The sequence below is a fragment of the Trinickia sp. Z7 genome (genome assembly GCF_056498045.1).
The window spans coordinates 257,381-284,183 of record NZ_JAUEQW010000003.1; the positions used below are offsets into that span (position 1 = coordinate 257,381).

Consider the following 26,803-nt stretch of genomic DNA (forward strand, 5'->3'; position numbering starts at 1 on the left):
CCAAGCGCACGGCGCGTCTGCTCGGGCGCGCGAGATTCGCGCTTTCGCACGGGCCGTGGGAAGTCGCGCATCGGAGTGGGCGCGTGGCCCGCTACAATGCAATGGCCCCAGTTCAGTTCAACGTCAGGAAACGTCTTCCTTGGACTTCGACACCCCGCCCGGATTGCAGATCGACACCGACAGCCGGGGTCCGCTCGTCACGCTGTCCGGCCAGTGGACCGCGCTTGCGCTCGCCCGCGACCGGGCTCGCGCGGGTGCGACCTCGCGCTTGGCGGCTTTGGCGCGCAGCGCGCCGGCGCAGTGGGACTTGTCGGCCGTGGAACGGATGGATCACGTCGGGGGGCAGGCGCTGTGGCGCGTGTGGGGCCGAAAACTGCCCGCGCAAGTCACGCTCACCGACACTCAGCGCGACATTTTCGCGCGCATCGCTTTACTCGAGTCGCAGCGCGAGGCTCCTGCGCCCGTCGAGCGTATCGATGTCGTCACCGCGCTGGGTGCTTCGGTTCTCGGTTTCGGCCGCCACGCCTATGGCGGCTTGGCGATGTTCGGCCGGTTCGTGCTCGACCTGCTGACGGTGCTGCGCCGCCCGGCACGCGCGCCTTGGACGGAGATTTCGGCGAACGTGTACAACGCGGGCGCAAAGGCGCTGCCGATCACGGCGCTGGTTGCGTTCTTGATCGGCATCGTCCTCAGTTACTTGTCGGCGCAGCAGCTACGGCTGTTCGGCGCAAACCAATACATCGTCAACATCCTGGGGCTCGCCGTGATCCGCGAGCTCGGTCCGGTGCTCTCGGCCATCCTCGTTGCGGGGCGCTCGGGTTCGGCCATCACGGCGCAGATCGGGGTCATGCGCGTGACCGAAGAACTCGATGCGATGCTCGTCATGGGCATCCCGCACGGGCTGCGGCTCGTGCTGCCGCGGGTCATCGCACTATCGGTCGCGATGCCGCTACTCGTCATGTGGACCAATATCGTCGCTCTGGCCGGCGGCGCGCTCGCGGCGCAAGTCGTGCTCGGCATCGACATCGCTTACTTCGCGCGCGCCCTGCCGAGCGTCGTGCCGATCGCCAATCTGTGGATCGGGCTCGGCAAGGGCGTGGTGTTCGGCATGCTGATCGCGCTCGTCGCCTGCCATTTCGGCTTTCGCATCAAGCCGAACTCGCAAAGCCTCGGCGTCGGTACGACATCGGCGGTCGTTTCCTCGATCACGGTCGTCATCCTCGCCGATGCGATCTTCGCCGTGCTGTTTCAGAACGTCGGCCTATGACCGCGCCGCTCTCCGCCGCCGTGCGCAACCGTCCGCCGCCGGCGATCGCCGAGCAGGTGATCGACGTGCGCGACTTGAGCAAACGCTATGGCAGCGTGCTCGTGCACGAGCACTTGAACTTCGACGTGCGGCGCGGCGAAATCGTCTCGATCGTCGGGGGATCGGGCTCGGGCAAAACGACGCTCGTGCGGCAGATACTCGGTTTGGAAGCGCCTACTTCGGGCACGGTCGCAGTGTTCGGCCGCGATATGTCGACGATCGACGAGCAAACGGCGCGCATCATGCGCAGCCGCGTGGGCATGTTGTTTCAGCACGGGGCGCTGTTTTCGTCGATGTCGGTCTTCGACAACATCGCTCAGCCGATCCGCGAGCTCGGCCGCGTGCCGCCGCCGTTGTTGCAAGACATCGTCATGCTCAAGCTCGAAATGGTGGGGCTGCCGTGCAAGCATGCATCGCAAATGCCTGCCGCGCTTTCGGGCGGCATGATCAAGCGCGTCGGCATCGCGCGCGCGCTTGCGCTCGAGCCCGAGCTGCTGTTTCTGGACGAACCGACGGCGGGGCTGGACCCGCAGGCTTCCGAAGATTTCGTCGAATTGATCGCCACGCTCCATCGCGCGCTCGGCCTGACGGTGGTGATGGTCACGCACGATTTGGACACGATGACTTCGCTGTCGACGCGGGTGGCGGTGATCGCCGATCGACGCGTGCTCGTGGCCGCGCCGATCGAGGAGGCGGCTGCGGTGGACCATCCGTTCATTCGCGAATTTTTCCTCGGCAGGCGCGGGCGGCGCGCGCTGCAGGCGCTGCCGCCGGAGCGCCGCGCCAAGCTACCGCCGGCCGCGCTCGAGTCGGCGTCGGCCGAAGTGCAGATATGACGCGATGAAGCGCCGCTTCCGGACGCCTCGCGCAACGACGGGAACCCAAGCGAATGGAAAACAAATCGCATGCATTCTGGGCTGGACTCTTCACCGTCGGACTGGGCGTCGCCATCGCGCTCACGGTCCTGTGGTTCAACCTCGACCGCACGGTGCGCGTGCCGTACGACCTGATTTCGCACACGAACGTGACGGGGCTCTCGACCGATGCCGACGTCCGTTATCGCGGGCTTGCAGTGGGCAAGGTGCAGTCGATCCGGTTCGATCGGGCGCACCCGGGGACGATCGTGATTCGCATCCTCGTCGATAAGAACGCGCCCATCACGCGTTCGACGTTCGGCAGTTTGGCCCTGCAAGGCGTGACGGGGCTTGCCTTCGTGCAACTCGACGATACGGGCGCGGATCTTGCCCCGGTGCCGACATCGCCGAAACACGTGGCGCAATTGCCGATGCGCCCGGGTCTGCTCGATCAATTGCAACAGCGGGGGGACGCGCTGCTGAGTGAATTGCAAAACGTTGCCGCGCGCGCCGACGCATTGCTGTCGGATCAAACGCGCGTGCAACTGATGGCCACAGCGGCAAGTTTGCAGCATGCGGCCGACGCCGTGACCACGCTCGCGCAGAAGGCCACGCCGGTTGCAGCGCAACTGCCGGGGACGATGAACGCGCTTTCGCGCACGCTCGCGTCGACCGACGCGCTCGTTGCGACCTTATCCTCGCCGAGCGGCCCGCTCGTCTCTAACCTGAACAAGGTTGGCGCTGCGGCCGATCGTGCCGGCGGCGCGTTGGCGACGATGGATGCAGCGGTGCAGGACATGACGTTGCGCTTGGACGACGAAACGCTGCCGCGGGTGAATGCGCTCGCAACCGATATGAGCGGTGCGGCGCGCTCGTTCGATCGTGCCGCCAATGTCTTCAGCACGAGCCCGAGGAGCGTGCTGTTCGGTGTGGCGCGCGCGCAGCCCGGCCCCGGCGAGCCGGGTTTTGTGTGGCCCAGCCAAGGCGACGCGCAGACACATCGTTAAACGGAAAAGGATCCGAAGCACATGGCACGTTCATTCGACATCACCATTCGGTTGCGGCGCGGCAAGGCGAACCGCTCCGCAGCACCGCGCGGCAGCGCTGCGATCTGGGCGCTGGCGCGCTCGCTCGTGGCGGCATGCATGCTGACTTCGAGCCTCGCTTTGATCGGGGCGATGACCGGTTGCACGCTCGGATTGCCCCCGGCCGTCTCCGACATTCGCTACGACTTCGGGCCGGCCCCGGCGAACCCCGCGTCCGATGCCGGTGCGTTGCCGCCGATACGGCTACTGGACGTGCGCGCCCCGCGCGCGCTCGAAACCGACGAGATCTTGTACCGCATGAGCTATGCCGATCCGCGGCAGACCGCGGCCTATGCGAACAGTCGCTGGACGATGCGCCCGGCGCAGTTGTTGACCGAGCGCGTACGTCATGCGCTCGCCGCGCACGGTGCGGTGCTCGGCGCCGGCCAGGGTGCGCAGGCGCCGCAACTGACGATCGATCTCGAACAGTTCGAGCAGGTGTTCGACAGCGAGGGGCAGAGCCATGGCGCATTGACGGCGCGCGCGACGATCTTGAAAGACGGCAAGGTGATCGCGCAACGCACGTTCGTTGCACGCGCGCCGGCGAGGATGCCCAACGCCGCGGGCGGCGCGCATGCGCTCGCAACGGCGAGCGACGAGTTCGTGGCCCAGCTCGCCACCTGGCTCGGCGTTCAAGCGGGCGAACTCACGCAGTGAGGGCGCTGCGCGCAAAGGCCTGACGAGCCGGGCTTGCACGCGAGCAAGCGCCGCCGTGCCGCTCACCGCTCACCGCCTTGCGCGGCGAGCTTCAGCGCCCCTGGGCGCCGCTCGCTATAATCGGCCGGGCTTTTCCCATCCGACTAGCGCCCGATGGCGGTGCGGCGTGAGTCATACGCCGCACGGCGCGAACGCGCCGGCCCGGCTCAACCAGACCTCCGACCGAAGACCATGGACTCCTTCTACAAGTACCACGTCTTTTTTTGCTTGAATCAACGCGACCCCGGCGCCGAGAGGCCCAGTTGCGGCCGGCGCTGCGATGCCGAAAAGATGCTCGATCACGCCAAGAAGCGCGTGAAGAAGCTTGGGCTCGCGGGCCCCGGCAACGTGCGCATCAACAAGGCAGGCTGCCTCGATCGGTGCGAGCAAGGCCCGACGATCGTCATCTATCCCGAGGGCACTTGGTACACCTACTTCGACGAAGCCGATCTCGACGAAATCGTCGATTCGCACCTGAAGGAGGGCAAGATCGTCGAGCGCTTGCTGATCGATCAACCCGCCTGAGCCACCGAGTTTTGCTGCCTCATGAACGTTCACACGAAAAAATTCCTGATCGACGGTCCCGTCGGCAAAATCGAAGTCGCGCTCGATGCGCCCGACGGCGAGCCGCGCGGCATCGCACTCGTCGCGCACCCGCATCCGCTGTTCGGCGGCTCGATGGACAACAAGGTCGCGCAGACGCTCGCGCGCACGCTCGTGCAATTGGGCTACGCGACCTATCGCTCGAATTTTCGCGGCGTGGGGCAGACCGAAGGCCAATACGACGAGGGCGTGGGCGAGCGCGAGGACTTGCTCGCCGTCCTCGCGCACATGCGCGAGCAACCGGCGCACGCGTCGTTGCCGCTCGTGCTGGCCGGTTTCTCGTTCGGCACCGCCGTGATCTCGCACGTCGCTCGCATGCTGGCCGAGCGCGGCGAAGCGGTCGAGCGCATGGTGTTCGTCGGCACCGCCGCGAGCCGCTTCGAGGTGGCGCCCGTGCCCGAGAATACGCTCGTCATTCACGGCGAACAGGACGACACGGTGCCGATCGCCTCGGTGTTCGACTGGGCTCGGCCGCAGGAGCTGCCCGTCGTCGTGATTCCGGGCGCCGAGCATTTCCTGCATCGGAAGCTGCATATTTTGAAGCGGATCGTGATCGATGCTTGGCGCTGAGCCGGCAATACGCTGACGATTGAGCGAGCCCTATGTGGTTGCAGCACGCTTCGCGCCTCGTCAAAAAGCCCATTTTCGAGCAGAGGCGCCGCGTATAATGGGCGAAATTTTTTTGCGCGCCGTCTCGTCGCTGCGCCCTGCAAGTGCGATGCGTAGGGCGCATGTCGGCTCACGGAGCGAACGACGCGAACCGAATCGCGCGCCGAGGGTCAAACCGGCGCCGCGCTGGCTGCGTCGCTCGCGTACCGTTCGCCGCGATGGGCGGCGAGAACCGCCTGTCGGCGGCAGGCACTTCCCGCTGGTGCATGCACCGCGCCTCGTTTTTCTGCACGAAATCGATCTATGCGTTCTTCCTCTTTCGGCCTTGCGTCGCCCGTTTCTGCTTTGATTCCTTCCTCGCTGCAACGCTGTGCGAGCGTCGCGGCACTCGTCGCCGCGACGCTCGCGGGCGGCCTCGCCTATGCGCCGGCGGCGTCGGCCCAGGTGCCCCCGCCCGCGGTCACCGCGCGCTCGTGGGTGCTCGTCGATGCCACGAGCAATCAGGTCCTCGCTTCGGGCAATGCCGACGAACGTGTCGAGCCGGCCTCGTTGACGAAGCTGATGACTGCGTATCTCGTCTTCGAGGCGTTGCAAACGAAGAAGATTTCGATGGATCAGGTGGTCACGCCCAGCCTGGCCGTGCGGCGCGTGCACAATGACGAATCGCGCATGTTCATCGAGGCCGAGAAGCCCGTCACGGTGCACGATCTCGTCTACGGCATGATCGTGCAGTCGGGCAACGATGCGGCGATCGCGCTGGCCGAACTCGTCGGCGGTAGCGAAGCGCATTTCGTCGAGATGATGAATACCGAAGCGCAGCGGCTCGGCATGAAGGGCACTCACTATGCAGATGTGAACGGCATGCCCGATCCGCAGCACTACACGACGGCCGCCGACCTCGCGATTCTGTCCGCGCACTTGATTCGCGACTATCCCGAGTACTACAAGATATTCTCGGTCAAGGATTTCACTTACAACAAGATCAAGCAGCCCAACCGCAATCGGTTGCTGTGGCTCGATCCGACGGTGGACGGCTTGAAGACGGGCCACACGCAGGCCGCCGGCTACTGTTTGATTGCCTCGGCCAAGCGCCCGCTAGCGGGCGTGCCCGACGCGTCGCGCCGTCTCGTCAGCGTGGTGATGGGCGAGCAAAAAGAGCACGAGCGCGTCCAAGACAGCATGAAAATGCTCAATTACGGCTATAGCGCATACGACACCGTACGCTTGTTCAAAGCAAACCAGGCCGTGCAGACGCCGCGCGTCTACAAGGGTGCGGCCGAGGCCGTGCAGGTGGGCGTGAAAACCGATCAGTACATCACCGTGCCGCGCGGTATGGGCGAGAAGGTCAAGCCGCAGTTCGCCTTGACCGAGCCGCTCGTCGCGCCGATCGCGAACGGTCAGCAGGTGGGCTCGGTGCAGATCGTGGCCGACGGCAAGACGCTCACGCAGTTCCCCGTGGTGGCATTGCAGGCGGTGCCCCAAGCGGGCATCGGCGGCCGCATTTGGGATTCGCTCTTGCTCATGTTCAGCAAGAAGAAGTGATGGAGGCGTGACATGAGCCCGGTGAACGAATCCCTGTTCGAGTTTCCTTGCGACTTTCCAATCAAAGTCATGGGCAAGTCGCATCCCGAGTTCACCGAGACGATCGTCACGGTCGTCCGGCAGTTCGACGCGACGTTCGATGCCGATCGCATCGAAACGCGGCCCTCGAGCGGCGGCAACTACATCGGTTTGACCGTGACGGTGCGGGCCTCGAGCCGGGAGCAACTCGACGACATTTATCGTGCCCTCACGGGGCATCCGATGGTGTCGGTGGTGTTGTAAAAAGTGCGCGAAAGCGCCCCACTTCCTCCAACAGCCACGTGTGAAACGCCTGCACCCGCATGCTGCTCAGCAGCGGCGGCGGGCACACGAACCAGTAAGCGGACGGGCTCGGCGCGTCGATGTCGAACAAGCGCACGAGCCGCCCCGCGGCGAGTTCGTGCGTGGCGATCGAGCGCCGCACGAGCGCAATCCCTTGGCCATCGATCGCCGCCTGCAGCAGGTTCGACGAGTCTTGGTACATCACGCCGCGCCGTGGTTCGGACATTCCGGTGAGGCCCGCCGCCTTGAACCACGCGCTCCACATTTGATCGTCCGAACGCAACAGCCGCGGCGACGCCGCAAGCTCGGCGGGGGTTTTCGGCAGCGCGCCCGGATTGTACGTCGGCGCGCACACCGGAAACGCCACCTCGTCGAGCAGCCGCTCGGTATAAAGATCCGCATACCCGCCCGGGCCGAAGCGTATGGCGACGTCGACGTCATCGCGCGTGAAGTCGGTGAGGGCGTTCGTCGATAAGAGTTCCAGATCGAATTCGGGATGGCGCTCGATGAAGCGGCCGATGCGAGGCGTCATCCAGCGCGCCGAAAAAGAGGACATCGACGAAACCACGAGACGCCGCGCGCGTTGGCCCTCGCGTACGGCTCGTGTCGCGTCCGCGAGCGACATGAGCGCCGAGCGCACGTCCTTCGCGTAGCGGCAGCCCGCGTCGGTCAGACGCACGCGTTTGCCGTCGCGCAGAAACAGCGGCGTGCCGAGTGCGTCCTCCAAAGCGCGGATCTGATGGCTCACGGCGCCGTGCGTGACGAACAATTCGTCGGCGGCACGCGAAAAGCTCTCGTGGCGGGCGGCGGCTTCGAAGGTCTTCAGCGCATTGAGCGCGGGGAGTTGTCGAAGGTCCATGACGTCGCTTCTGTTAGTTTTTCTCACATACACGTGAGAATTGATCGTTTTGCCAAAAGCCTTGGCGCGCCTACGATTCTAGCCACGGAACAACTTTTGGTGGACCCGATCATGCGACAAATTTCTTCAAGCTTCACTCTCGAACTCGGCCCGGGCGAACTCGTGCCGATGATGGTTGCCCATAGCACGCGCTTGTCCGTGCATGGCGCGCCGGTGTGGGTTACGCGCAGTAACGATGTCGAGGACTACTGGCTCGCGCCGGGCCGCTCGCTGCGTTTGCGGCGGGGGGAGCGGCTCTGGCTGAGCGTCGAAGGCGAGCGTGCGGCGCGCGTTGCTTTCGTGGCCCCGCTGCCCCGGACGGCGTTCGTGGCCGATTTGGTGCAGGCGGTGACCGAATGGTGGGCCGCGCGCTTTGGCGGGTGGCGCACGGTGTAAGCGCTCGGCGAGCCAGCCGCACACGCGCGAAGCGCTTGATTTCGCGCAAGAATCGTGGCCTGGGCCGGGCGGGCCGGGCTCGATTCCGGTAAACTGCGGCGATCATGTGCGCCGCATCGTCTTTTTCGCCCCTCCCCTTGCTGTCGTCCGTCTCGGAGGCAGTCGTGCAGGACCCGGCGCCGAGCGGTGCCCCGCATCAAGCGGCGCATGCCTGCGGCCCAGCCCCGATTGTCCGTTGGCGCGGGCGCGTTGCGTACGATGCCGCGTTCGACGAAATGCGCGCCTTCACCGAGGCGCGCACGGCCGACACCCCTGACGAGATCTGGCTCGTGGAGCATCCGCCCGTGTTCACGCTCGGCCAAGCAGGCAACCCTGCCCATTTATTGGCGGCCGATCCGGCCATTCCGCTCGTGAAAGTGGACCGCGGGGGACAGATCACCTATCACGGCCCCGGCCAGGTTCTCGCCTATTTGCTGCTCGATTTGCGCCGCCGCAAGCTGATGGTGCGCGAACTCGTGACGCGGATCGAGCAGGCGGTGATCGATACCCTCGCGGCGTATAATCTCGTCGGCGTGAGGCGGCCCGGCGCCCCGGGCATCTACGTGGCGCCCGGGCCGGCCGGGCACGAAGGCGCGAAGATCGCCGCGCTGGGCCTGAAAATCCGCAACGGATGCAGCTACCACGGCGTCAGCCTGAACGTGGAGATGGATCTGCGGCCGTTTCTCGCGATCAACCCGTGCGGTTACGCGGGGCTCGAGACGGTCGACATGGCCACGCTCGGCGTCGCCGCCGGCTGGAACCAAGTGGCCGAAACCTTGGCGGCGCAGCTCGCCGCGAACCTCGACGGCGCTACTGCGCATCGCTCATCGACTGGATCACCGAATGACTGACGTTACCGCTCAACCGAGCGGCGCACTCGACGCGCCGCAAGCCGCCTCCACGCCGTACGACGCCACCGCCAAGCAAAAAGCGCAGGCCAAGACCGCGCGCATTCCGATCAAGATCGTGCCGATCGAGAAGCTGAAGAAGCCGGAATGGATTCGAGTGAAGGCCGCAACCGGCAATTCGCGTTTTTCGGAAATCAAGCAGATCCTGCGCGAGCACAACTTGCACACGGTGTGCGAAGAAGCGAGTTGCCCGAACATCGGCGAATGCTTCGGCAAGGGCACGGCCACGTTCATGATCATGGGCGACAAATGCACGCGCCGCTGCCCGTTCTGCGACGTCGGGCACGGCCGGCCCGACCCGCTCGATACCGACGAGCCGCTCAACCTCGCGCGCACGATTGCGGCGCTCAAGCTCAAGTACGTGGTGATCACGAGTGTCGATCGCGACGACTTGCGCGACGGCGGCGCGGGCCATTTCGTGGAATGCATCAAGCAAGTGCGCGAGCATTCGCCGCAAACCCGCATCGAGATTTTGACGCCCGATTTCCGCGGTCGGCTCGACCGCGCGCTCGAGATTCTGAACGCCGTGCCGCCCGATGTCATGAACCACAACCTCGAAACGGTACCGCGGTTGTATAAGGAAGCGCGTCCGGGGTCCGACTACGCCCATTCGCTGAAGTTGTTGAAGGATTTCAAGGCGCTGCATCCCGAGGTGGCGACCAAGTCGGGCCTCATGGTGGGCCTGGGCGAAACCGAGGAAGAGATCCTGCAGGTGATGCGCGATCTACGTGCGCACGATGTCGACATGTTGACGATCGGCCAATACCTGCAACCGTCGGAGCATCATCTGCCGGTACGCGCCTATGTGCATCCGGACATCTTCAAGATGTACGAGCAAGAGGCCTACAAGATGGGCTTCACGCACGCAGCCGTGGGCGCGATGGTTCGCTCGAGCTATCACGCTGATCAGCAGGCGCACGATGCGGGCGTGGTTTGAGCGGTAGCCCGCCGCGTTGAACCACGAAACCGCCGCGCGAGCGGGTTTCTTATTTTCTCAGTCAAAGACACGATGGGTCCCCGAGAAGGCGCGCTCGTTTTCTCGGGTATCGAATCGCTTCATATGCCTGGCAGGAATGTCGTTGCGCAGTTCGGGCCGACTTCCAGTCGCGCCACTTCCACCTTCCGCTCTTTCCTCCAGAGATCTGGACGCGCCGCGTTCGCGATTCCGGAAACCCGGACGGCTGATGCGCGTCGCGCCAAAAATATTCAATAAAATCAATAACTAACGTCCCATCTCGGACTGGCATCGACCTTGCAATCGATAGCGCCCACGAAGGCCGCTTTGGCCTATCGATTACATCCTAAGTTGGGAGACACCGATGCGTCCTCTGAAGAAACCCTTCTACCGAATTCTCTACGTGCAGGTCATCGCCGCGATCGTCGCCGGCATCCTGCTCGGTCATTTCTCGAGCGCGCTCGCGATCGACATGAAGCCGCTTGGGGACGCCTTCATCAAACTGGTGAAGATGGTCATCGGCCCGATCATTTTCTGCACGGTGGTGTCCGGCATCGCCGGCATGGAGGACATGAAGAAAGTCGGTCGTGTCGGCGGCAAGGCGCTGCTCTACTTCGAAGTCATCTCCACGTTCGCGCTCGTGCTCGGCCTCATCGCCACGCACGTGCTCAAGCCGGGTGCAGGCTTCAACGTCGACGTCAACTCGCTCGACGGCAAAGCCGTGGCCTCGTACGCCGCCAAGGCGCATGGCCAGAGCGCGGTGGACTTCTTCATGCACATCATCCCGCACACGATGATCGACGCGTTCGCGCAGGGCGAGATCTTGCAGATCCTGCTCATCGCGTTGCTGTTCGGCAGCGTGCTCGCCACGATCGGCGAGCGCGGCAAGCCCGTCACCGATTTCATCGAAAGCGTCTCGCAAGTGCTGTTCGGGATCGTGCGCATCGTGACCAAGCTCGCTCCGATCGGGGCTTTCGGTGCAATGGCCTTCACGATCGGCAAATACGGCCTCGGCTCGCTGCTGCCGCTGCTGAAGCTGATCGGCACGTTCTATCTGACCGCGATCGTGTTCGTGCTCGTCGTGCTCGGCACGGTCGCGCGGCTGGTTGGCTTCAACATCGTGCGCTTCATCGCCTACATCAAAGAGGAGATGCTGATCGTGCTCGGCACGAGCTCGTCCGAAGCCGCTTTGCCGCAGCTCATGGACAAGCTGGAAAAGCTCGGCTGCTCGCGCTCGGTCGTCGGTCTCGTCGTGCCCACGGGCTACTCGTTCAATCTCGACGGCACCAACATCTATATGACGATGGCCGTCTTGTTCATCGCGCAGGCGACGAACACCGATCTCACGCTGATGCAGCAGCTCACGCTGATCGCCGTCGCCATGTTGACTTCCAAGGGTGCGAGCGGTGTGACGGGGGCCGGTTTCATCACGCTCGCGGCCACGCTGGCCGTCGTGCCGACGATTCCGCTCTCGGGCATGGTGCTGATTCTCGGCATCGACCGCTTCATGAGCGAGTGCCGCGCGCTGACGAACATCGTCGGCAATGGCGTGGCCACCGTCGTCGTCTCCGCTTGGGAAAAGGAGCTGGACCGCTCGAAGCTGCGCGCGGCGCTCGGCCGCGGCGGCGCGGCCGAAGCGGATGCCCAAGCGAGCTCGGCCGGCGCCTGAGTGCATCGCGCGGCGCGCGCGGGCGCGGTGGGCTATATGCCACAATAGGCCACTGTCCTGCGAGGAATTCGACACCGTGACGCGCCGTCTCCTCGTCGTTCTCGCGCTCGCGGCGGCGCTCGTCGCGGTGTGCGCCGCCACGTGGCGTCTCGCTTGGCTGCGCGGGATCGACGCCCTTCAGCAGCAAGCCGCCGTGCGGGCCGACCGCACGGTCAGCGCACTCGGCGACACGCTCGAGCGCTACGAATCGCTTTCCTACCTCGTCGCCAGTCACCCGGTTGTCGGCGAAGCGCTCGAGACGGGCGCTTCCGACGCCATCGCCCGCGCGAATCGATATCTGACGGATGCGAACGCCCACGCGCACGCCGATGTCACCTACATCATCCGCGCCGACGGCTTTTGCCTATCGGCGAGCAACTGGGACCGCCCCGATAGCTTCGCCGGCTCGCAGTACCGGTTTCGGCCCTATTTCGTCGATGCAATGGCTGGGCGCGTCGGCCGCTTCTTCGGCATCGGCACGGTGTCGCACGTGCCGGGCTATTACATTTCGCAGCCGGTCTACCGCGGCGGCCGAATCGTAGGCGCGGCGGTCCTCAAGCTCAATCTCGAATGGTTTCCCGGCACCGATGCGAACGAGCCGGTTTTCATCGTCGATAAGCATGGTGTGATCTTTTTGTCGTCCGTGCCCGCGTGGAAATACCGGGCGGTGCGCGACTTGCCGCCGGACGTGGCGGCCGCGATCGAGGAAACGCGCCAGTACGCGCAGCAGTCGATCGCAAAGCTGCCGATCACGCCCGTGCGTGCACTCAATGCCTCGGATGCGCACGTCGTGCGGGTGGGCGCCAAGCGCTTTTCTCCCTATTACTTGCTCACGCAGCGCAGCCTTGGCGCACCCCAATGGCAATTGATGACGCTCGCGCCCGTGGACTCGGTGCTCGACGACGCGCGCAATACGACCGCCGCCGTCGGCTTCGGCTTCGTTTCGCTTTGCTTGCTGGCGTTCTACTGGCGCATGCGGCGCGCGCGCCTGCGCGAGATGATGAAGGGGCGGGCATTGCTGCAAAAGGCGTATGGGGAATTGAACCAGCGCGTCGAGGAACGCACGGCCGATTTATCGGCAGCCAATGCACAGTTGCAGACGGAGGTGGCCGAGCGCACGCGCGCGGAGAACGAGTTGCGCGCCGCGCACGAGGAGCTGCTTCAAACCAGCAAGCTGGCTGCGCTGGGCCAGATGGCGGCGGGCATCACCCACGAACTGAATCAACCGTTGAGCGCGCTGCGCACGTTTTCCGACAACACGCGCGTGCTGATCGAGCGCGGCGCGCTTGCCGATGCGCGCGAGAACCTGGAGGCGATCGGCGCATTGACCGACCGCATGGGAAAGATCACGAATCAGCTCAAGCTCTTCGTCGGCCGCGCACAGACGCACAATGCGCGCTCGCCCGTGGTGCGCGCGCTGCGCAATACGCTGCAATTGCTGCAAAAGCGGCTGCAGCGCGTTTCGGTCGAGCTCCGCATCCGTGAGGTTGCATTCGTGGGCGATCGGGCAACGCAGCACGCGACAGCCGAGGCGCAGCGCTATCGGCCGGTGGACCCGGCGGCGAACGACATGTCCCTCGTAGCCTATTGCGACGATCTTCGGCTCGAGCAAGCGCTCATCAATCTCGTCGGCAACGCGCTCGACGCGCTCGAGACGGTTGACGAACCGCGTCTTTCGATCGACATCGATGTCGGCGCGGACGCGGTGGCGATCATCGTGCGCGACAATGGTCCGGGTATTCCCGCCGACGTCCTGCCCCGGCTTTTCGAGCCATTCTTCACGACGAAAGGAATGGGCAAGGGCCTCGGACTCGGTCTGGCGATCGCTTCGTCGATCGCGCGTGATTGCGGTGGCTCGCTGAGCGCCCACAACGAACCGGGCGGGGGCGCCGCATTCGTGCTGACGTTGCGTCGCGCGAACGCAGCCGCGAGGACGCTGCCCGACGCGGCGTCCTCGCGCTAGCGCGGTGTGCACTTTGCCCGCTCCGAATTCTCGAATTTGAACCACCGACATGAACGCGACGGCGACGACAGACAATCCCCAGGTCATCTTCATCGAAGACGACGAACTCGTTCGCCGCGCCAGCGTGCAGAGCTTGCAGTTGGCGGGGTTCGCCGTCAGCGGCTACGGCTCGGTGGAAGCCGCGCGCAGCGTGCTGGACGTGTTGGGAGACGAATTCGCGGGAGTCGTCGTCAGCGATATTCGGCTGCCCGGCGCGAGCGGGCTCGAGTTGCTCGCGCACTGTCATGAGCATGCCCCCGACGTGCCCGTGATCCTCGTTACCGGACACGGCGACATTTCGATGGCCGTGCAGGCGATGCGCGAAGGCGCCTACGACTTCGTCGAAAAGCCGTTCGCCGCCGAACGGCTGGTGGACACGGTGCGGCGCGCCCTCGAGCAGCGGCGCCTACTGCTGGAAAACGTCGCGCTGCGCCGCGAACTGGCCGGCCGCGACGCGCTCGTGCCGCGCATCATCGGCCGCAGCGCCGCCATCGACGCGGTGCGTCGCCTCATCGTGAACGTCGCGCCAACCGACGCGTCGGTCCTCATCATCGGCGACACGGGCGCCGGCAAAGAACTCGTTGCGCGCAGTCTGCACGAACTTTCGCCGCGCAGCGCCAAGCCTTTCGTCGCAGTCAATTGTGGCGCGCTGCCCGAGGCGATGTTCGAATCGGAGATGTTCGGCAGCGAGCCGGGCGCGTTCACCGGTGCGACGAAGCGCCGCATCGGCAAGCTCGAATACGCGTCGGGCGGCACCGTGTTTCTCGATGAGATCGAAAGCATGCCGCTCGCGCTGCAAGTAAAGTTGCTGCGCGTCTTGCAAGAGGGCGCGCTCGAGCGCCTCGGCTCGAATCAACCCATCCGCGTCGACTTGCGGGTGGTGGCGGCGGCCAAGGGCGATATGCAGGCGCTGGTGGCGTCGGGGGTCTTCCGCAGAGACTTGCTCTATCGGCTCAACGTCGTGACCATCGAATTGCCGCCGCTGTCGGAACGCCGCGAGGACATCGTGCCGTTGATCGAGCACTTCGCGCTCGAGGCCGCGGTGCGCTACGACCGCCCCGCGCCGGTGCTGACGGCGCGTCAGCGCGCCGAACTGATGGCGCGGGATTGGCCGGGCAACGTGCGCGAGCTTCGCAACGCGGCGGATCGGCTCGTGCTCGGCATCGAGCGCGCATCGAGCGGCCCCGGCGGTGCCGCAGCGCCAGGGCATTCGCTCAAGGAGCAGGTCGAACGATTCGAGCGCGCGGCGATTGCCGAAGCGCTGGCGCGGCACGGCGGCGCCGTGCCGGCTGCCGCAGACGAGCTGCAGATCGGCAAGGCGACGCTCTACGAGAAAATCAAACGATATGGCCTCGCCGAACGGGGTGAAGCCGGGAAGGAAGGAGGCTGACGAGCCCTTGGGGGAGTGCGCGCCGAGACGAAGGCGGCTTCGGCCGCTGGCCGGCGCTTCCCGCGGCCGATCGCTGGGGACCGGCCGCGCGAGGAAGCGTTTTATGCCGAGCCGAGCGCCTTTTGCAGCAGTTGGTCGAGTTCGGCGAACTGCGGCTCGCCGACGTAGCGCTTGAGGATGGTCCCGTTCTTGTCGACCACGAAGGTCGTCGGCGTCATCTGGACGTTGCCGAACACCTTGGCGGCGCTACCGTCGTCCATCGCCACTTTGAAGGGCAGTTGACGCGTTTGCGTGTAGTTGACGACGTACATCGGCGCGTCGTACTTCATCGCCACGGCGACGAATTCGAGCCCGCGCCCTTTGAAGCGGTTGTACGTGTCGATCATCTGCGGCATTTCCTTGATGCAGGTTTCGCAGTCGGTCGCCCAGAAATTCACGAGGTAGACCTTGCCCTTCAAGTCGCCGGTCGACACCTTTTGCCCCGACAGCAACGTGAACGTGGCATCGGGCACATGCTGGCTGCTGCCGAACGTAAAGTAGCCGGCGACTGCAATGGCGGCTGCCGCGGCGGCGAACGCGACGTAGCGCAGTGCGCCCGAGCGGCCGGCGGGGGAAGCGGGAGTTTGGCTCATGGGTACGACCTCGTGCGGGTGATCGCCGCCGTTGCATACGGAACGCCGGCATGGAGCCGGTGAAAGGCGCGATTTAGCGCCGCTATTTTAGCCTCATTTGGCGAACGCGGCAGGCACGGCCCGTTCAGACGACAGACGGGGAGCTTAGCGGACCGGTGACGGATAATGGCGGTTTGTTCATCTGCGCGTTCCGCAACCCGTTATCTATGCGTTTTCCTTTCTCCGGCCTGCGCGCCGGCCCGCTTCCCGGCCCGCTGTCGATTTCCTTGCCCACGCGCATGCCGTTCGCCGCGCTTGTCGCGATGGCATGCATTGCGCTCGCCGCGGCGTGTTCTCCGGCTTACAACTGGCGTACGGTTACCGAACCGGCCGAGGGCTATGCGATCGATCTGCCGGCGAAGCCGACCGTCGACGAGCGGCGTGTCGACATTGCCGGCAACGCGTTGCCGATGCATGTTCGCGCGGCGCACACGCAAGGCGCCGTCTTCGCGATCGCCGCGATCGATTTGCCGCGTGACGATGCACGCTTGCGCGAGTCCGTCGTCGAGGCCTTGCGCGGCGCGGTGGCCCGCAACGTGAGCGCATCGCCCATCGAGCGCCCCGTGCAAGTGCCGTTGCAGGGCGGGGCGGGCATTGCGGCGATCGAGCTCGTTGCAACGGGGGCGGCCGGGGGCACGCACGAGCAACGGACCATTCACGCATGGATCGTGGGTCGCGGCAAGCATGTCTATCAGGCGGCGATCGTTGGCGCACACGCGCCGCCGCAGGAGCAGATCGACCAATTTTTCGGCTCTTTCAAGCTGCAGTAGGGATAAAACGCGGCGGTATGCGACATATCGTCCCGCGCAAAGCACGCGGCCTACGGCGTATTCGAATGAAGGTTCCGCGGCAGGAGAAGCCGCTAACGCACGGATTTTTCGCCGGTTTTCGTGCTATCCACAGAGGGTGTGGATAACTCTGTTGAGAACTACCCGTCGCCGACGCGCTCAAGCCCGCCGGACGGGGCTTGCACGGTAGGACCTCGCGCGCGGACATTCTTAAATATCGTTAAGAATCAACGTGCTGGGATCATAGCCCGGCAAGGCGCCTGAAACTGATCGGCTGGCGGCCCTGAGGGCGGCAATGTGTATAAGTCAAGTCTTGACAGCGTTTTTTTTGCTTCACCCGGCCGGAAAGACGCGTCGGTATTGGATCGCTTCGGCGATATGGCCAGCGTGCGGCATGACGTCGCCGACTAAGTCTGCGATGGAACGGGCGACCTTTAGCACTCGGTAGTAGGCTCGCGCCGACCAGCGGAAACGCTCGCTCGCTTCGCGTAGCAGCGCCTCCCCCGCGGCACCCAAGCGGCATACTTCGTCGGCTTCGCGCCCGGTCAATTCGCGATTGGTCTTGCCTTGCCGCGCGAGTTGCCGTGCGCGCGCCGCGGCGACTCGCGCCGCTACGACGGCGCTCGGCTCGCCTTTCTCGGCGGCGCGCGCGCTCAGCTCGGCCGGCGTCAGGGCAGGCAGTTCTATCTGGATGTCGATGCGGTCGACGAGCGGGCCCGAGAGCTTGCGCAGATAGCGCGCCGCGACCTCGGGCGTGCAGCGGCAACGGCCGCCGGGGTCGCCGCGCCAGCCGCAGGGGCACGGGTTCATGGCGGCGACGAGTTGGCAGGCGGCGGGGAAGTCGATTTGCAGCGCTGCGCGCGAGACGGTGATCCGTCCGGCTTCGAGCGGCTCACGAAGCATTTCGAGCACGTGGCGGTCGAACTCGGGCAGCTCGTCGAGAAACAGCACGCCGAGGTGAGCCAGTGTGATTTCCCCCGGTTGCGGGGGATTGCGGCCTCCGACGAGTGCAGCCGCGCTTGAAGAGTGGTGCGGTGCGCGAAACGGCCTTTGGCGCCATTGCGCCGGTGAAAAGCCCAACGCGCTGGCCGACAGCAAGGCCGCCGAACTGAGTGCCTCGTCATCCGTCATCGGCGGCAGCAAGCTCGGTAGACGCGCCGCGAGCATCGATTTGCCGGCGCCGGGAGGCCCGACCATCAGCACATGATGGCCGCCGGCCGCAGCCACTTCGAGAGCACGACGGGCGCCATGTTGGCCGATCACGTCCGCCATGTCGGGTCCGTGAGCCGGCGCCGACCTCTGCCCGGGCGCAGGCGGCGCAATGGGGGGGAGCCGCGCCGGTCCGTCTCCGCACAGATGGGCGCAGAGTTCCGGCAAACCGGCCGCCCCGAATACCGCGACGCCCGGCACGAGTGCTGCCTCCGCGGCGCTCGATGCAGGCAGATACAGTTGCGGCAGATCGTCGAGCGCAGCCGGTTCAGCGCGAGCGGAGCGATCGCCGGCCTGCGCGCCGCCCGCGCCCCTTGTGCCAACGTGCGCCGCCGCCGGTGACGAAGCCGCCCGAGCGCTACGCGCGGTCCCGCAAGCCATCGCGAACGCGCCACGCATCGGCCGCAGTGCACCGGTGAGCGAGAGCTCACCGGCGAATTCGCGTTCGCCGAGCGCACCAGCGGGGATTTGTCCGCTGGCCGCGAGGATGCCCAGGGCGATAGGCAAGTCGAAGCGGCCCGACTCTTTGGGCAGATCAGCCGGCGCCAGATTGACGGTGATACGGCGGACGGGAAATTCGAAGCCGCAGTTTTGCAGCGCGGCGCGCACGCGCTCGCGGCTTTCGCGCACTTCGAGGTCGGGCAAGCCCACGATCGAAAACGAAGGCAGCCCGTTGGCAAGATGCACTTCGACGGTAACTTCGGGCGCACGGCCGGCGGCCGGCGCGCGCGAGCGCACCACGGCAAGCGACATGGATTCTCCTGCAAGGTGGGCGGGTGAGCACTGTAGCGCACGGTCCATGAGACCCACCAGCGTTGGGCCGCAGCGTTAGCCGTTCGGTCTAGCGAAAGGGTTTCCACACCTCGCAGATGTCTCTTTTGCATCCCAGCCGTTTCGCGCTCCTAATTAGTATTACTTTTCTCGAAATCTTCACACACGCCCCCTAACATCCGGTGTCTTCAAGCACTAAACACATCGGGGGTATCTCGTGTCGGCACCATCGGGCATTCAAATCCGTGCGTTTGCGGCGGCAGCGTGCTTTTCTTTCCTTGCCACCGCCTGTGGCGGCGATCCTTCCGGCGTCGACGTTCCGGCTGCGCCCGCGGATCCGGGGTTCGTCGATAGCGCGCCGACGCCCGCGGTGACGGCGTTCGTCGACACGTACGCTACCAACCAGCGTGGCGACGCGCGTTACGCCACGATGAGCACCAACGCGGGCGTGCGGGTGCTCGCGGGCTTTCGCACGCTCTGGCAGCCTCTGACCGATATCGTCGACGCGGGCGTCTCGGCGCCTGCGGTCGATGGTTTTCCGGCCGTCGTGGCGTCGACGTGGACGGGCGTACCGACCGACGGCACGCCGAACGGCGCCGCGTTGAACGCGACGGTACTCAACGCGAACGTGCAATACGTCGCCGCCGCAACGACGGCGCGCACCGCCGCGCAAGCGGAGGCGGCCTACTACGACGACCGTCGCGGCAAGGGCTACAGCGTATCCGACGGTATGGGCCCGCTGACGAGCGCCTGGCGTGCAGCGGCGGAGCAGACGACGAGCATCACGTCGATCCCCTCGAATGCGACAACCACGCTCTACAACGACAGCGGCAACAACACGGGCATCGGCAGTTCGGCGAACGCGACCTTCGGCAAAGTCGTCGATCTGATCAACGCCGTAGGGGCGAACGCGTCGACCGAGCCGGCAAAGCGCTTCTACAAGTACGAGCGGCCCTATCGCTGGAGCGGCAGCGTGGTGGTGGCGCCGACGCTCGTGCCGGCCGAGAGCGCAACGCCTGCGACCGACGGCGGCTTCCCGAGCGGCCATTCGGCCGAAGGCGTGCGCGATGCGGTGGCGATGGCCTATCTGGTTCCGGAGCGCTTTCAAGAAATGCTGAGCCGCGGCCTCGAACTCGGCGAAAACCGGATTCTCGCCGGGATGCATTCGCCCCTGGACGTCATCGGCGGCCGGGTGCTCGGCGAGGCGTCGGCTGCCGCGAATCTGCTGGCCCCGGCCAACGCCACGCTGAAGCAGACGGCCTTCGCCCAAGCGCACAGCGCGCTCTACGCCGCCACCAACACCGATGCGTCCACGTTCGCCGCCTATGCGCATTCGGGTTCGGCCGCAACGGATCGCTTCGCCGATTACGCGACGAACAAAGCCAATTACCTGCGCCGGTCGACCTTCGGCTTCGATCCGATTGCTTCGACGAGCGCAACGGCCACGGTTCCGAAGGGAGCCGAGGTGTTGCTCGAGACCCGGCTGCCCTATTTGAGTGCGGACCAGCGTCGCGTCGTGCTGAAGACCACTGCGTTGCCGTCGGGTTATCCGATGCTCGACGATGCGGAGGGATGGGGGCGTTTGAACCTATTCGCCGCTGCCGATGGCTACGGGCAATTCAACGGGAGCGTGACGATTTCGATGGATGCCTCGCAAGGCGGCTTCAATGCCGCCGATACCTGGCGCAACGACATCGGCGGGACCGGCAAGCTCACGTTCAACGGTACGGGGGCATTGACGCTGGCGGGCGCGAACACCTATTCCGGCGGGACGCAAGTGCAGGGCGGCGTCCTGATCGCGGGATCGCCCCACGCCTTCGGGACGGGAGATGTGTATGTCAGCGGCGGCACGGTTGCGATCGCGTCGGCAACGCGCGCTTCGGTCGCCGGGAAATATACGCAATTGAGAAGCGGCACGCTCGAACTCGACCGCGATCTAGGCGACGCAGGGCGCCTGGCGGTGACGGGGCGTGTCACGCTCGCGGGCGGCACGCTGCACGTGAAGTTGGGAACCGGCCTGACGCCGCACACGGGCGACATCATCGATCTCATCGATGCGAGCCAACTGTCCGGCCAATTCGATTCGGTCGTGGTCGAGGGGCATAAGGCGACGCCCTTGTATCGGCCCTCGGGCGTCGAAGTTCGCATCGACGGCTGACGTCGCGCAAAGCGAGCGCAGGGACAAAGCGACTCGGGGCCGCCGCGCAGGCGGCCCGCCTTCGCTTGCTCAGGGTTCTTGAACCGCGGCCAGCCGCTGCTCCAGCTCGGCCACGCGGCGCTCGAGTTCCTCGAGGCGCGTGCGCGTTCTGAGCAGCACTTGAGCTTGCGTGTCGAATTCCTCGCGCGTGACGAGGTCGAGCTTCGAGAAGCCCTGGGAGAGCATGGCTTTGACGTTGCGCTCGACGTCCTTGGCCGGCGAGTGCTTCAGCAGCTCGCTCATGCGGTTCTGAAAATCCTGAAAGAAATCAGTCGGTTGCTTCATAGTGGTTCCCCTTCTCGCACAAAAAATGTGCAGCTTTTCTTCCGAATTGCATCCATGGCGCACGAGCGGTCGAACTTGGTGCGTGCTGGACACGCGCTTGTGCGGCAGTGAGCGCCATTGGTGCGTACCCGCATTCCCGGGCGTGCGAACACTCTAGCAACGATCGCAAGCCCGCGCCAGCGCGGCGGCGCCCCGCCGGCCAAAACGGTCGGCTGTCCAGCGCGCGCTCCGGTTGCCTTGCGCCGCTCCTCGATACATGACATGGCACGACTGTTGCTTTTTCTGGCCGCACGAATCGGGGGCTGGCACCCGGCGCCGCTCGAACCAGCGGCGCCGGCGCACGGCAACACAGTTTTCGCAACGAAAAGAGGACTTTCATGAAGCTCATTACCGCAATCATCAAGCCGTTCAAGCTCGATGAAGCGCGCGAAGCGTTGTCGGCGATCGGCGTGTCCGGTATCACCGTGACCGAAGTGAAGGGGTTCGGGCGCCAGAAAGGCCACACCGAGCTCTATCGCGGCGCCGAATACGTCGTCGATTTCCTGCCGAAGGTGAAGATCGAAGCGGCCGTCTCGGACGACATCGTCGAGCAGGCGATCGAAGCCATCGAACGCGCCGCGCGCACGGGCAAGATCGGCGACGGCAAGATCTTCGTCACGCCGATCGAGCAGGTGATTCGCATCCGCACCGGGGAAACGGGCGCCGACGCCCTGTAACTAGAACTTCGAAGACATAGCGACATAGAGGAAACCGAAGATGCGCAAACTATTGATGTCATTGGCGATGGCCGCGTCGCTGCTGGTGGGCGGCGTCGGAGCCGCGTTCGCCGACGACGCTTCGTCAGCCCCGGCCGCTGCGGCCGCCGCTTCCACGCCTGCCGCAGCCGTGCAAGCAAGCGCCGCCGCGCCCGACGCATCGGCCGCCGCCGCGGCGCCGGCCGCCCCGACCGCGCCGTTCTCGGTCGATTCATCGAAGATCAATTCGGGCGACACGGCCTGGATGCTCACTTCTTCGGCGCTCGTGCTGTTCATGACGATCCCCGGCCTCGCGCTGTTCTACGCCGGCATGGTTCGCAAGAAGAACGTCCTTGCCACCGTGATGCAAAGCTTTGCCATCACCTGCGTCGTGACGGTGGTCTGGACCGTGGTCGGCTACAGCCTCGCCTTCACGCCGGGCAACGCGTTCATCGGCGGCTTCTCGCGCGTGCTGCTCGCGGGCATGACCTACATCAAGGGCGACAAGGCCACGACCTTGACCGTCAGCCACCTTGCGCCGACGATCCCCGAGACCGTCTATTTCATCTATCAAATGACGTTCGCGATCATTACCCCCGCGCTGATCACGGGCGCGTTCGCCGATCGCATGAAGTTCTCCGCCATGCTCGTTTTCATGACGCTGTGGTCGCTGATCGTGTATTCACCGGTCGCGCACATGGTCTGGGAACCGACGGGTTGGCTCTCGTCCGCCGGCATTCTCGATTTCGCGGGCGGCACCGTCGTGCACATCAATGCCGGTATCGCCGGTCTCGTCTGCGCGCTAGTGCTCGGCAAGCGCGTCGGATATGGCCGTGAAGCGATGGCGCCGCACAATCTCGTGCTGACGCTGATGGGCGCGGCGATGCTGTGGGTGGGCTGGTTCGGCTTCAACGCCGGCTCGGCGGTCGCGGCCGACGGCCGTGCGGGCTTCGCGATGCTCACGACCCAAGTGGCCACGGCCTGTGCGGCGCTCGGCTGGATGTTCGTCGAATGGATCGCCAAGGGTAAGCCCTCCGCGCTCGGCATTGCCTCGGGCGCCGTCGCCGGCCTCGTGGCGATCACGCCGGCCTCGGGCTACGTCGGCGTGGGCGGCGCGCTTGCCATCGGTTTCATCGCAGGCGCCGTCTGCTTCTGGTCGGCCACCTGGCTCAAGATGAAGCTCGGTTACGACGACTCGCTCGATTGCTTCGGCGTGCATGGCGTGGGCGGGATCATCGGCGCGCTGCTCACGGGCATTTTCGCGGTGAAGGACATCGGCGGCGCCGACGGCAGCCTGCTGCTGCAAGCGAAGGGCGTGCTGACGACGGTCGTCTACAGCGGTGTGCTCAGCTTCGTGCTGCTCAAGGTCATCGACCTCGTGATCGGCCTGCGCGTGGCCGAAGAAGAAGAGCGCGAAGGTTTGGACGTGGTGCTGCACGGCGAGCACGTCGAATAATCGATACCGGCGGCGGGGGCGCGCCCCCGCCGCGCATCGAACCGAATAGAAGCGCAGCGACTTTTCCCCGCCTGATGGCGGGGTTTTTTATTTTGGCTATCGGCTCGATAGAAACTGCCCCGCGCGGGCCTCTCTTGCGATCGGCGAAACCACCCCCAAATCGTCCAGGCAATTGCCCTACAATCTCCTTCTCCCCTGTTCATCGAGTAATCAATGGTTCCGCACCTAGTTACGGCGTTAAACGGTCCTCTGCTCGATCTGGAGCGGAAGATCCTCGACGCCACGCCGGCGATCGAGCGGTGGTTCCGGCTCGAATGGCAGGAGCACACGCCGCCCTTCTATTGTTCGGTAGACCTGCGCAACGCGGGCTTCAAGCTCGCGCCCGTCGACACGAATCTGTTTCCCGGCGGCTTCAACAATCTGCCCAATGAAGTGTTGCCGCTCGCGGTGCAAGCGGCGATGGCCTCGATCGAGAAGATCTGCCCCGACGCAAAGAATCTGCTCGTGATCCCCGAGCGGCACACGCGCAACGCCTTCTATCTGGAGAATGTCGCCCGCTTGGCTACGATCATGCGGCAAGCCGGGCTGAACGTGCGCTTCGGCACGCTCGACGAAACCATCGTCGGGCCGGTGACGATCGCGCTCGCCGATGGGCAAAAGATCGTCCTCGAGCCGCTCGAGCGCACGCCGCGGCGGCTCGGCCTGAAGAATTTCGATCCCTGCTCGATTTTGCTCAACAACGATTTGTCGGGCGGTTTGCCTCCCGTCCTCGAGAATCTGCACGAGCAATACGTCTTGCCGCCGCTGCACGCCGGATGGGCCGTGCGCCGCAAGTCGACGCACTTCTCGTGCTACGACGACGTAGCCAAGAAGTTCGCCAAGCTCGTGGAAATCGATCCGTGGATGGTCAATCCGTACTTCGCGCACGTCGAAGGCGTGGACTTCGAGGCGCGCACGGGGGAGCAAGCGCTCGCCGATGCGATCGACGCCGTGATCAAGAAGATCGCCCGCAAATATCGCGAGTACGGCATCGGCGAGAAGCCGTACGTCGTCATCAAATCGGATGCCGGCACGGACGGGCGCGGGGTGATGACCGTCCACGACGCCTCGGAAGTCGCGAATCTGACCAAGGGTGAGCGCTCGCGCATGTCGGCCACCAAGGAAGGCTTGGAGGTGCATGATGTGATCGTGCAGGAGGGCGTCTACACGTTCGAGCGCATCGGCGAGGAAGTGGCCGAGCCCGTGGTCTACATGATCGATCGCTATGTGGTGGGCGGCTTCTACCGCGTCCACGGCAGCCGCGAGCGCGATCAGAACTTGAACGCCCCCGGCATGCATTTCGTGCCGCTCGGCTTCGAGCATACGGCCTTGCCCGATGCGCACGCCAAACCCGGCGCCGCACCGCCGAATCGTTTCTATATGTATGGCGTCGTCGCACGGCTCGCGCTGCTCGCCGCCTCGGTCGAGCTCGAGAAGACGGATCCCGAAGCCATCCAAGTCTGACTTCCGGCCGGTTGCGCTCGGGCTCGAAAACGTAACGAACACAGGAGCCCCCACCGGGGGAGCAGGGGTTTCATGGACATTCTTTTCATTGCCGATCCGCTTGCGCACTTCAAGATCTACAAGGACTCCACCTACGCGATGATGGCCGAGGCCGCGCGTCGCGGCCACGTCGTCTACACGTGCGAACCCAAGCATCTGGCGTGGGTGTCGGCCAGCGTCGAAGCCACGGTGCGCCGCGTCGACATCGTCGGCGACACTGCCGATCTGCATCGCCATCCGTGGCACGAGAGCGGTCCGCACGAGCACCGGCAACTGACTTCGTTCGGCGCCATCCTCATGCGAAAGGATCCGCCTTTCGACATGGAGTACGTGACATCGACCTGGCTGCTGGAGTTGGCCGAGCGCGCGGGTGCGCGCGTCTTCAACAAGCCGCAAACGATCCGCGACCACTCCGAGAAACTCGCGATCGGCGAATTTCCTCAGTTCGTTGCGCCCACCCTCGTGACCCGCGATGCCGCGCGCTTGCGTGCGTTTCACGCCGAGCACGGCGATGTGATTTTGAAGCCGCTCGACGGCATGGGCGGCATGGGCGTGTTTCGCGTCACGCGCGAGGGCATGAACCTCGGCTCGATCATCGAAGTCCTCAGCCACGACGGGGCGCGCTCGGTCATGGCGCAGAAGTTCATCCCCGAAATCGCCGCGGGCGATAAGCGCATCTTGCTGATCGGCGGCCAAAGCGTCCCGTATTCGCTGGCGCGCATACCCCAAGGCGGCGAAGTGCGCGGCAATTTGGCGGCGGGCGGGCTCGGCGTCGCGCAACCGCTCACCGCGCGCGACCGCGAGATCGCCGATACGCTCGCGCCGGTGCTGGCCGCGCGCGGGCTGTTGCTCGTCGGACTGGACGTGATCGGCGACTATCTCACCGAGGTCAACGTCACGAGCCCGACTTGCTTCCGCGAAATCATGGAGCAGACGGGGTTCGACGTCGCCGGGATGTTCGTCGACGCGCTGGAGCGCGCGGTGCGATGACGGCTGCACGCCTCGGGCAAGGAGCGCAGCTTAGGTGGAAAATGGGCCTGTTACAATGACCGCTTCCTGAAGCTGAAACGGTTTGCTCGCGCGGCGAGCCCACGCGTACGGCGTGGGTCCGTATTTCGCGTCGCGCCCATGTAGGCGGCCGTCTGGATCCGGCCCTTTGCGGCGCTTTCATTGCAAGACTGAAATGAAACGATCCCCCACTCTCGCTCTACGCGTAGCCCTTCCTGCCGGATCGGCCTCGTGTTCGGCGCCTCTTGGCGCGTGCTGACATGGCCGGCATCTTGATCATTGCCCATGCGCCGCTCGCTTCGGCATTGAAGGAGTGCGTCGCGCACATCTACGGCGGATTGCCCGCGCGCATCGGCGCCATCGATGTGCTGCCCGATAGCGATCCGGTCCAAGTGGTGGCTCAGGCCAATAGCGAAATCGAGCGCTTGCGCGAGGAAAACGGCATGCTCGTGCTGACCGACATGTTCGGCGCAACGCCCGCCAACATAGCGAGCCGGCTTTCCGCGTTGCCCGGCGTGCGCGTGCTGGCCGGCGTGAATTTGCCGATGCTCGTGCGCGGCGTCTGCTATCGCACGTGCGAACTCGATTTGCTCGTCGAGAAGGCGCTCGCCGGCGCGACCAAGGGCGTGCACGCGATCGGGCCGCTCGTCGAGGCCGCGCAAGCGGGCACTGTCTGCAGTGACTCGGAATGCGCCGCACCGGGCGTGCCGGTCGTCACGTCGGCTCAGCGCGCAGGCGCGATTGCCGACGCGGGTTCGAGCGAGGGCGGCGACTCGCCTACGAGCACGGCCAGCCCCAGCGGCCCGCAGCACTGATTTCGAACTTTCTCT

General features: G+C 65.2%; 25 protein-coding genes. 21 read left to right on the top strand and 4 right to left on the bottom strand.

Annotated elements, in window-relative coordinates; translation table 11 throughout:
- The first annotated feature begins 139 nt into the window (after positions 1-139).
- The 8 genes from QQS38_RS07650 to QQS38_RS07685 all read left to right on the top strand — a co-directional run bounded on the left by QQS38_RS07650 (position 140) and on the right by QQS38_RS07685 (position 6,977).
- The gene (locus tag QQS38_RS07650) at positions 140-1,267 is read left to right on the top strand and encodes an MlaE family ABC transporter permease (protein ID WP_479644772.1); all 1,128 of its coding nucleotides are present in this window, start codon (positions 140-142) and stop codon (positions 1,265-1,267) included.
- Complete coding sequence (locus QQS38_RS07655; RefSeq protein ID WP_479644990.1) at positions 1,186-2,142, top strand: ABC transporter ATP-binding protein; 957 nt, start codon at positions 1,186-1,188, stop codon at positions 2,140-2,142. Before QQS38_RS07650 ends, QQS38_RS07655 begins: the two co-directional genes overlap by 82 nt.
- Before the next feature lie 53 nt (positions 2,143-2,195).
- Positions 2,196-3,167, top strand: a complete 972-nt coding sequence (locus QQS38_RS07660; protein WP_479644773.1) for an MlaD family protein — start codon at positions 2,196-2,198, stop codon at positions 3,165-3,167.
- A 138-nt stretch (positions 3,168-3,305) separates the two neighbouring features.
- Positions 3,306-3,902, top strand: coding sequence for an ABC-type transport auxiliary lipoprotein family protein (locus QQS38_RS07665; protein ID WP_479644991.1), 597 nt, complete (start codon positions 3,306-3,308; stop codon positions 3,900-3,902).
- Positions 3,903-4,133: 231 nt separating this feature from the next.
- On the top strand, positions 4,134-4,466 hold the full coding sequence (locus QQS38_RS07670) for a (2Fe-2S) ferredoxin domain-containing protein (protein WP_479644774.1): 333 nt from the start codon (positions 4,134-4,136) through the stop codon (positions 4,464-4,466).
- Positions 4,467-4,487: 21 nt separating this feature from the next.
- Positions 4,488-5,114, top strand: a complete 627-nt coding sequence (locus QQS38_RS07675; RefSeq protein WP_479644775.1) for an alpha/beta hydrolase — start codon at positions 4,488-4,490, stop codon at positions 5,112-5,114.
- A 342-nt stretch (positions 5,115-5,456) separates the two neighbouring features.
- Positions 5,457-6,695 carry a D-alanyl-D-alanine carboxypeptidase family protein gene (locus QQS38_RS07680; RefSeq protein WP_479644776.1) on the top strand — a complete coding sequence of 413 codons (1,239 nt, stop codon included), beginning with the start codon at positions 5,457-5,459 and terminating at the stop codon, positions 6,693-6,695.
- 12 nt (positions 6,696-6,707) lie between these two features.
- Positions 6,708-6,977, top strand: coding sequence for a DUF493 family protein (locus QQS38_RS07685; RefSeq protein ID WP_479644777.1), 270 nt, complete (start codon positions 6,708-6,710; stop codon positions 6,975-6,977).
- Here QQS38_RS07685 and QQS38_RS07690 read toward each other — a convergent pair.
- Positions 6,943-7,875, bottom strand: coding sequence for a transcriptional regulator GcvA (locus QQS38_RS07690; protein WP_479644778.1), 933 nt, complete (start codon positions 7,873-7,875; stop codon positions 6,943-6,945). The genes QQS38_RS07685 and QQS38_RS07690 overlap by 35 nt on opposite strands.
- A 111-nt stretch (positions 7,876-7,986) precedes the next feature.
- Between QQS38_RS07690 and QQS38_RS07695 the strand changes: the two genes are divergently transcribed.
- From QQS38_RS07695 to QQS38_RS07720, 6 genes are all read left to right on the top strand, one after another.
- A complete protein-coding gene (locus QQS38_RS07695; RefSeq protein ID WP_479644779.1) occupies positions 7,987-8,310 on the top strand; it encodes a DUF2917 domain-containing protein in 324 nt (107 codons plus the stop codon).
- A gap of 104 nt (positions 8,311-8,414) precedes the next feature.
- Positions 8,415-9,200, top strand: coding sequence for a lipoyl(octanoyl) transferase LipB (lipB, locus tag QQS38_RS07700; protein WP_479644780.1), 786 nt, complete (start codon positions 8,415-8,417; stop codon positions 9,198-9,200).
- Positions 9,193-10,194 (top strand): lipoyl synthase, encoded by a 1,002-nt coding sequence (gene lipA / locus QQS38_RS07705; protein ID WP_479644781.1) that lies wholly within the window; start codon positions 9,193-9,195, stop codon positions 10,192-10,194. Before lipB ends, lipA begins: the two co-directional genes overlap by 8 nt.
- 382 nt (positions 10,195-10,576) lie before the next feature.
- Positions 10,577-11,881, top strand: coding sequence for a dicarboxylate/amino acid:cation symporter (locus tag QQS38_RS07710; RefSeq protein WP_479644782.1), 1,305 nt, complete (start codon positions 10,577-10,579; stop codon positions 11,879-11,881).
- Entirely contained in the window at positions 11,853-13,883 is a 2,031-nt protein-coding gene (locus QQS38_RS07715) for a sensor histidine kinase (protein WP_479644783.1), read from the top strand. Before QQS38_RS07710 ends, QQS38_RS07715 begins: the two co-directional genes overlap by 29 nt.
- A gap of 49 nt (positions 13,884-13,932) precedes the next feature.
- Entirely contained in the window at positions 13,933-15,312 is a 1,380-nt protein-coding gene (locus tag QQS38_RS07720) for a sigma-54-dependent transcriptional regulator (protein ID WP_479644784.1), read from the top strand.
- Between the two features lie 101 nt (positions 15,313-15,413).
- Here QQS38_RS07720 and QQS38_RS07725 read toward each other — a convergent pair whose 3' ends face one another.
- Positions 15,414-15,944 carry a TlpA disulfide reductase family protein gene (locus tag QQS38_RS07725; RefSeq protein WP_479644785.1) on the bottom strand — a complete coding sequence of 177 codons (531 nt, stop codon included), beginning with the start codon at positions 15,942-15,944 and terminating at the stop codon, positions 15,414-15,416.
- Between the two features lie 206 nt (positions 15,945-16,150).
- On the opposite strand from QQS38_RS07725, the gene QQS38_RS07730 reads away from it, so the two are divergent.
- Positions 16,151-16,753 (top strand): hypothetical protein, encoded by a 603-nt coding sequence (locus QQS38_RS07730; RefSeq protein WP_479644786.1) that lies wholly within the window; start codon positions 16,151-16,153, stop codon positions 16,751-16,753.
- Between the two features lie 351 nt (positions 16,754-17,104).
- On the opposite strand, the gene QQS38_RS07735 is transcribed toward QQS38_RS07730, so the two are convergent.
- Positions 17,105-18,733 carry a YifB family Mg chelatase-like AAA ATPase gene (locus tag QQS38_RS07735; RefSeq protein ID WP_479644787.1) on the bottom strand — a complete coding sequence of 543 codons (1,629 nt, stop codon included), beginning with the start codon at positions 18,731-18,733 and terminating at the stop codon, positions 17,105-17,107.
- Positions 18,734-18,986: 253 nt separating this feature from the next.
- Between QQS38_RS07735 and QQS38_RS07740 the strand changes: the two genes are divergently transcribed.
- Positions 18,987-20,909 (top strand): phosphatase PAP2 family protein, encoded by a 1,923-nt coding sequence (locus QQS38_RS07740; RefSeq protein WP_479644992.1) that lies wholly within the window; start codon positions 18,987-18,989, stop codon positions 20,907-20,909.
- A 69-nt stretch (positions 20,910-20,978) separates the two neighbouring features.
- Here the strand turns inward: QQS38_RS07740 and QQS38_RS07745 are convergent, their stop codons facing one another.
- On the bottom strand, positions 20,979-21,233 hold the full coding sequence (locus tag QQS38_RS07745; protein WP_479644788.1) for an accessory factor UbiK family protein: 255 nt from the start codon (positions 21,231-21,233) through the stop codon (positions 20,979-20,981).
- Between the two features lie 377 nt (positions 21,234-21,610).
- On the opposite strand from QQS38_RS07745, the gene QQS38_RS07750 reads away from it, so the two are divergent.
- From QQS38_RS07750 to QQS38_RS07770, 5 genes are all read left to right on the top strand, one after another.
- Positions 21,611-21,949: a P-II family nitrogen regulator gene (locus QQS38_RS07750; RefSeq protein ID WP_027795982.1), complete on the top strand. Its 339-nt coding sequence runs from the start codon at positions 21,611-21,613 to the stop codon at positions 21,947-21,949.
- 40 nt (positions 21,950-21,989) lie between these two features.
- Complete coding sequence (locus tag QQS38_RS07755) at positions 21,990-23,423, top strand: ammonium transporter (RefSeq protein ID WP_479644789.1); 1,434 nt, start codon at positions 21,990-21,992, stop codon at positions 23,421-23,423.
- A 213-nt stretch (positions 23,424-23,636) separates the two neighbouring features.
- Positions 23,637-24,926, top strand: coding sequence for a glutamate--cysteine ligase (gshA, locus tag QQS38_RS07760; RefSeq protein ID WP_479644790.1), 1,290 nt, complete (start codon positions 23,637-23,639; stop codon positions 24,924-24,926).
- A gap of 72 nt (positions 24,927-24,998) precedes the next feature.
- Positions 24,999-25,955, top strand: coding sequence for a glutathione synthase (gene gshB / locus QQS38_RS07765; RefSeq protein WP_479644791.1), 957 nt, complete (start codon positions 24,999-25,001; stop codon positions 25,953-25,955).
- Positions 25,956-26,233: 278 nt separating this feature from the next.
- Positions 26,234-26,788 (top strand): PTS sugar transporter subunit IIA, encoded by a 555-nt coding sequence (locus QQS38_RS07770; protein ID WP_479644792.1) that lies wholly within the window; start codon positions 26,234-26,236, stop codon positions 26,786-26,788.
- Positions 26,789-26,803 lie beyond the last annotated feature (15 nt).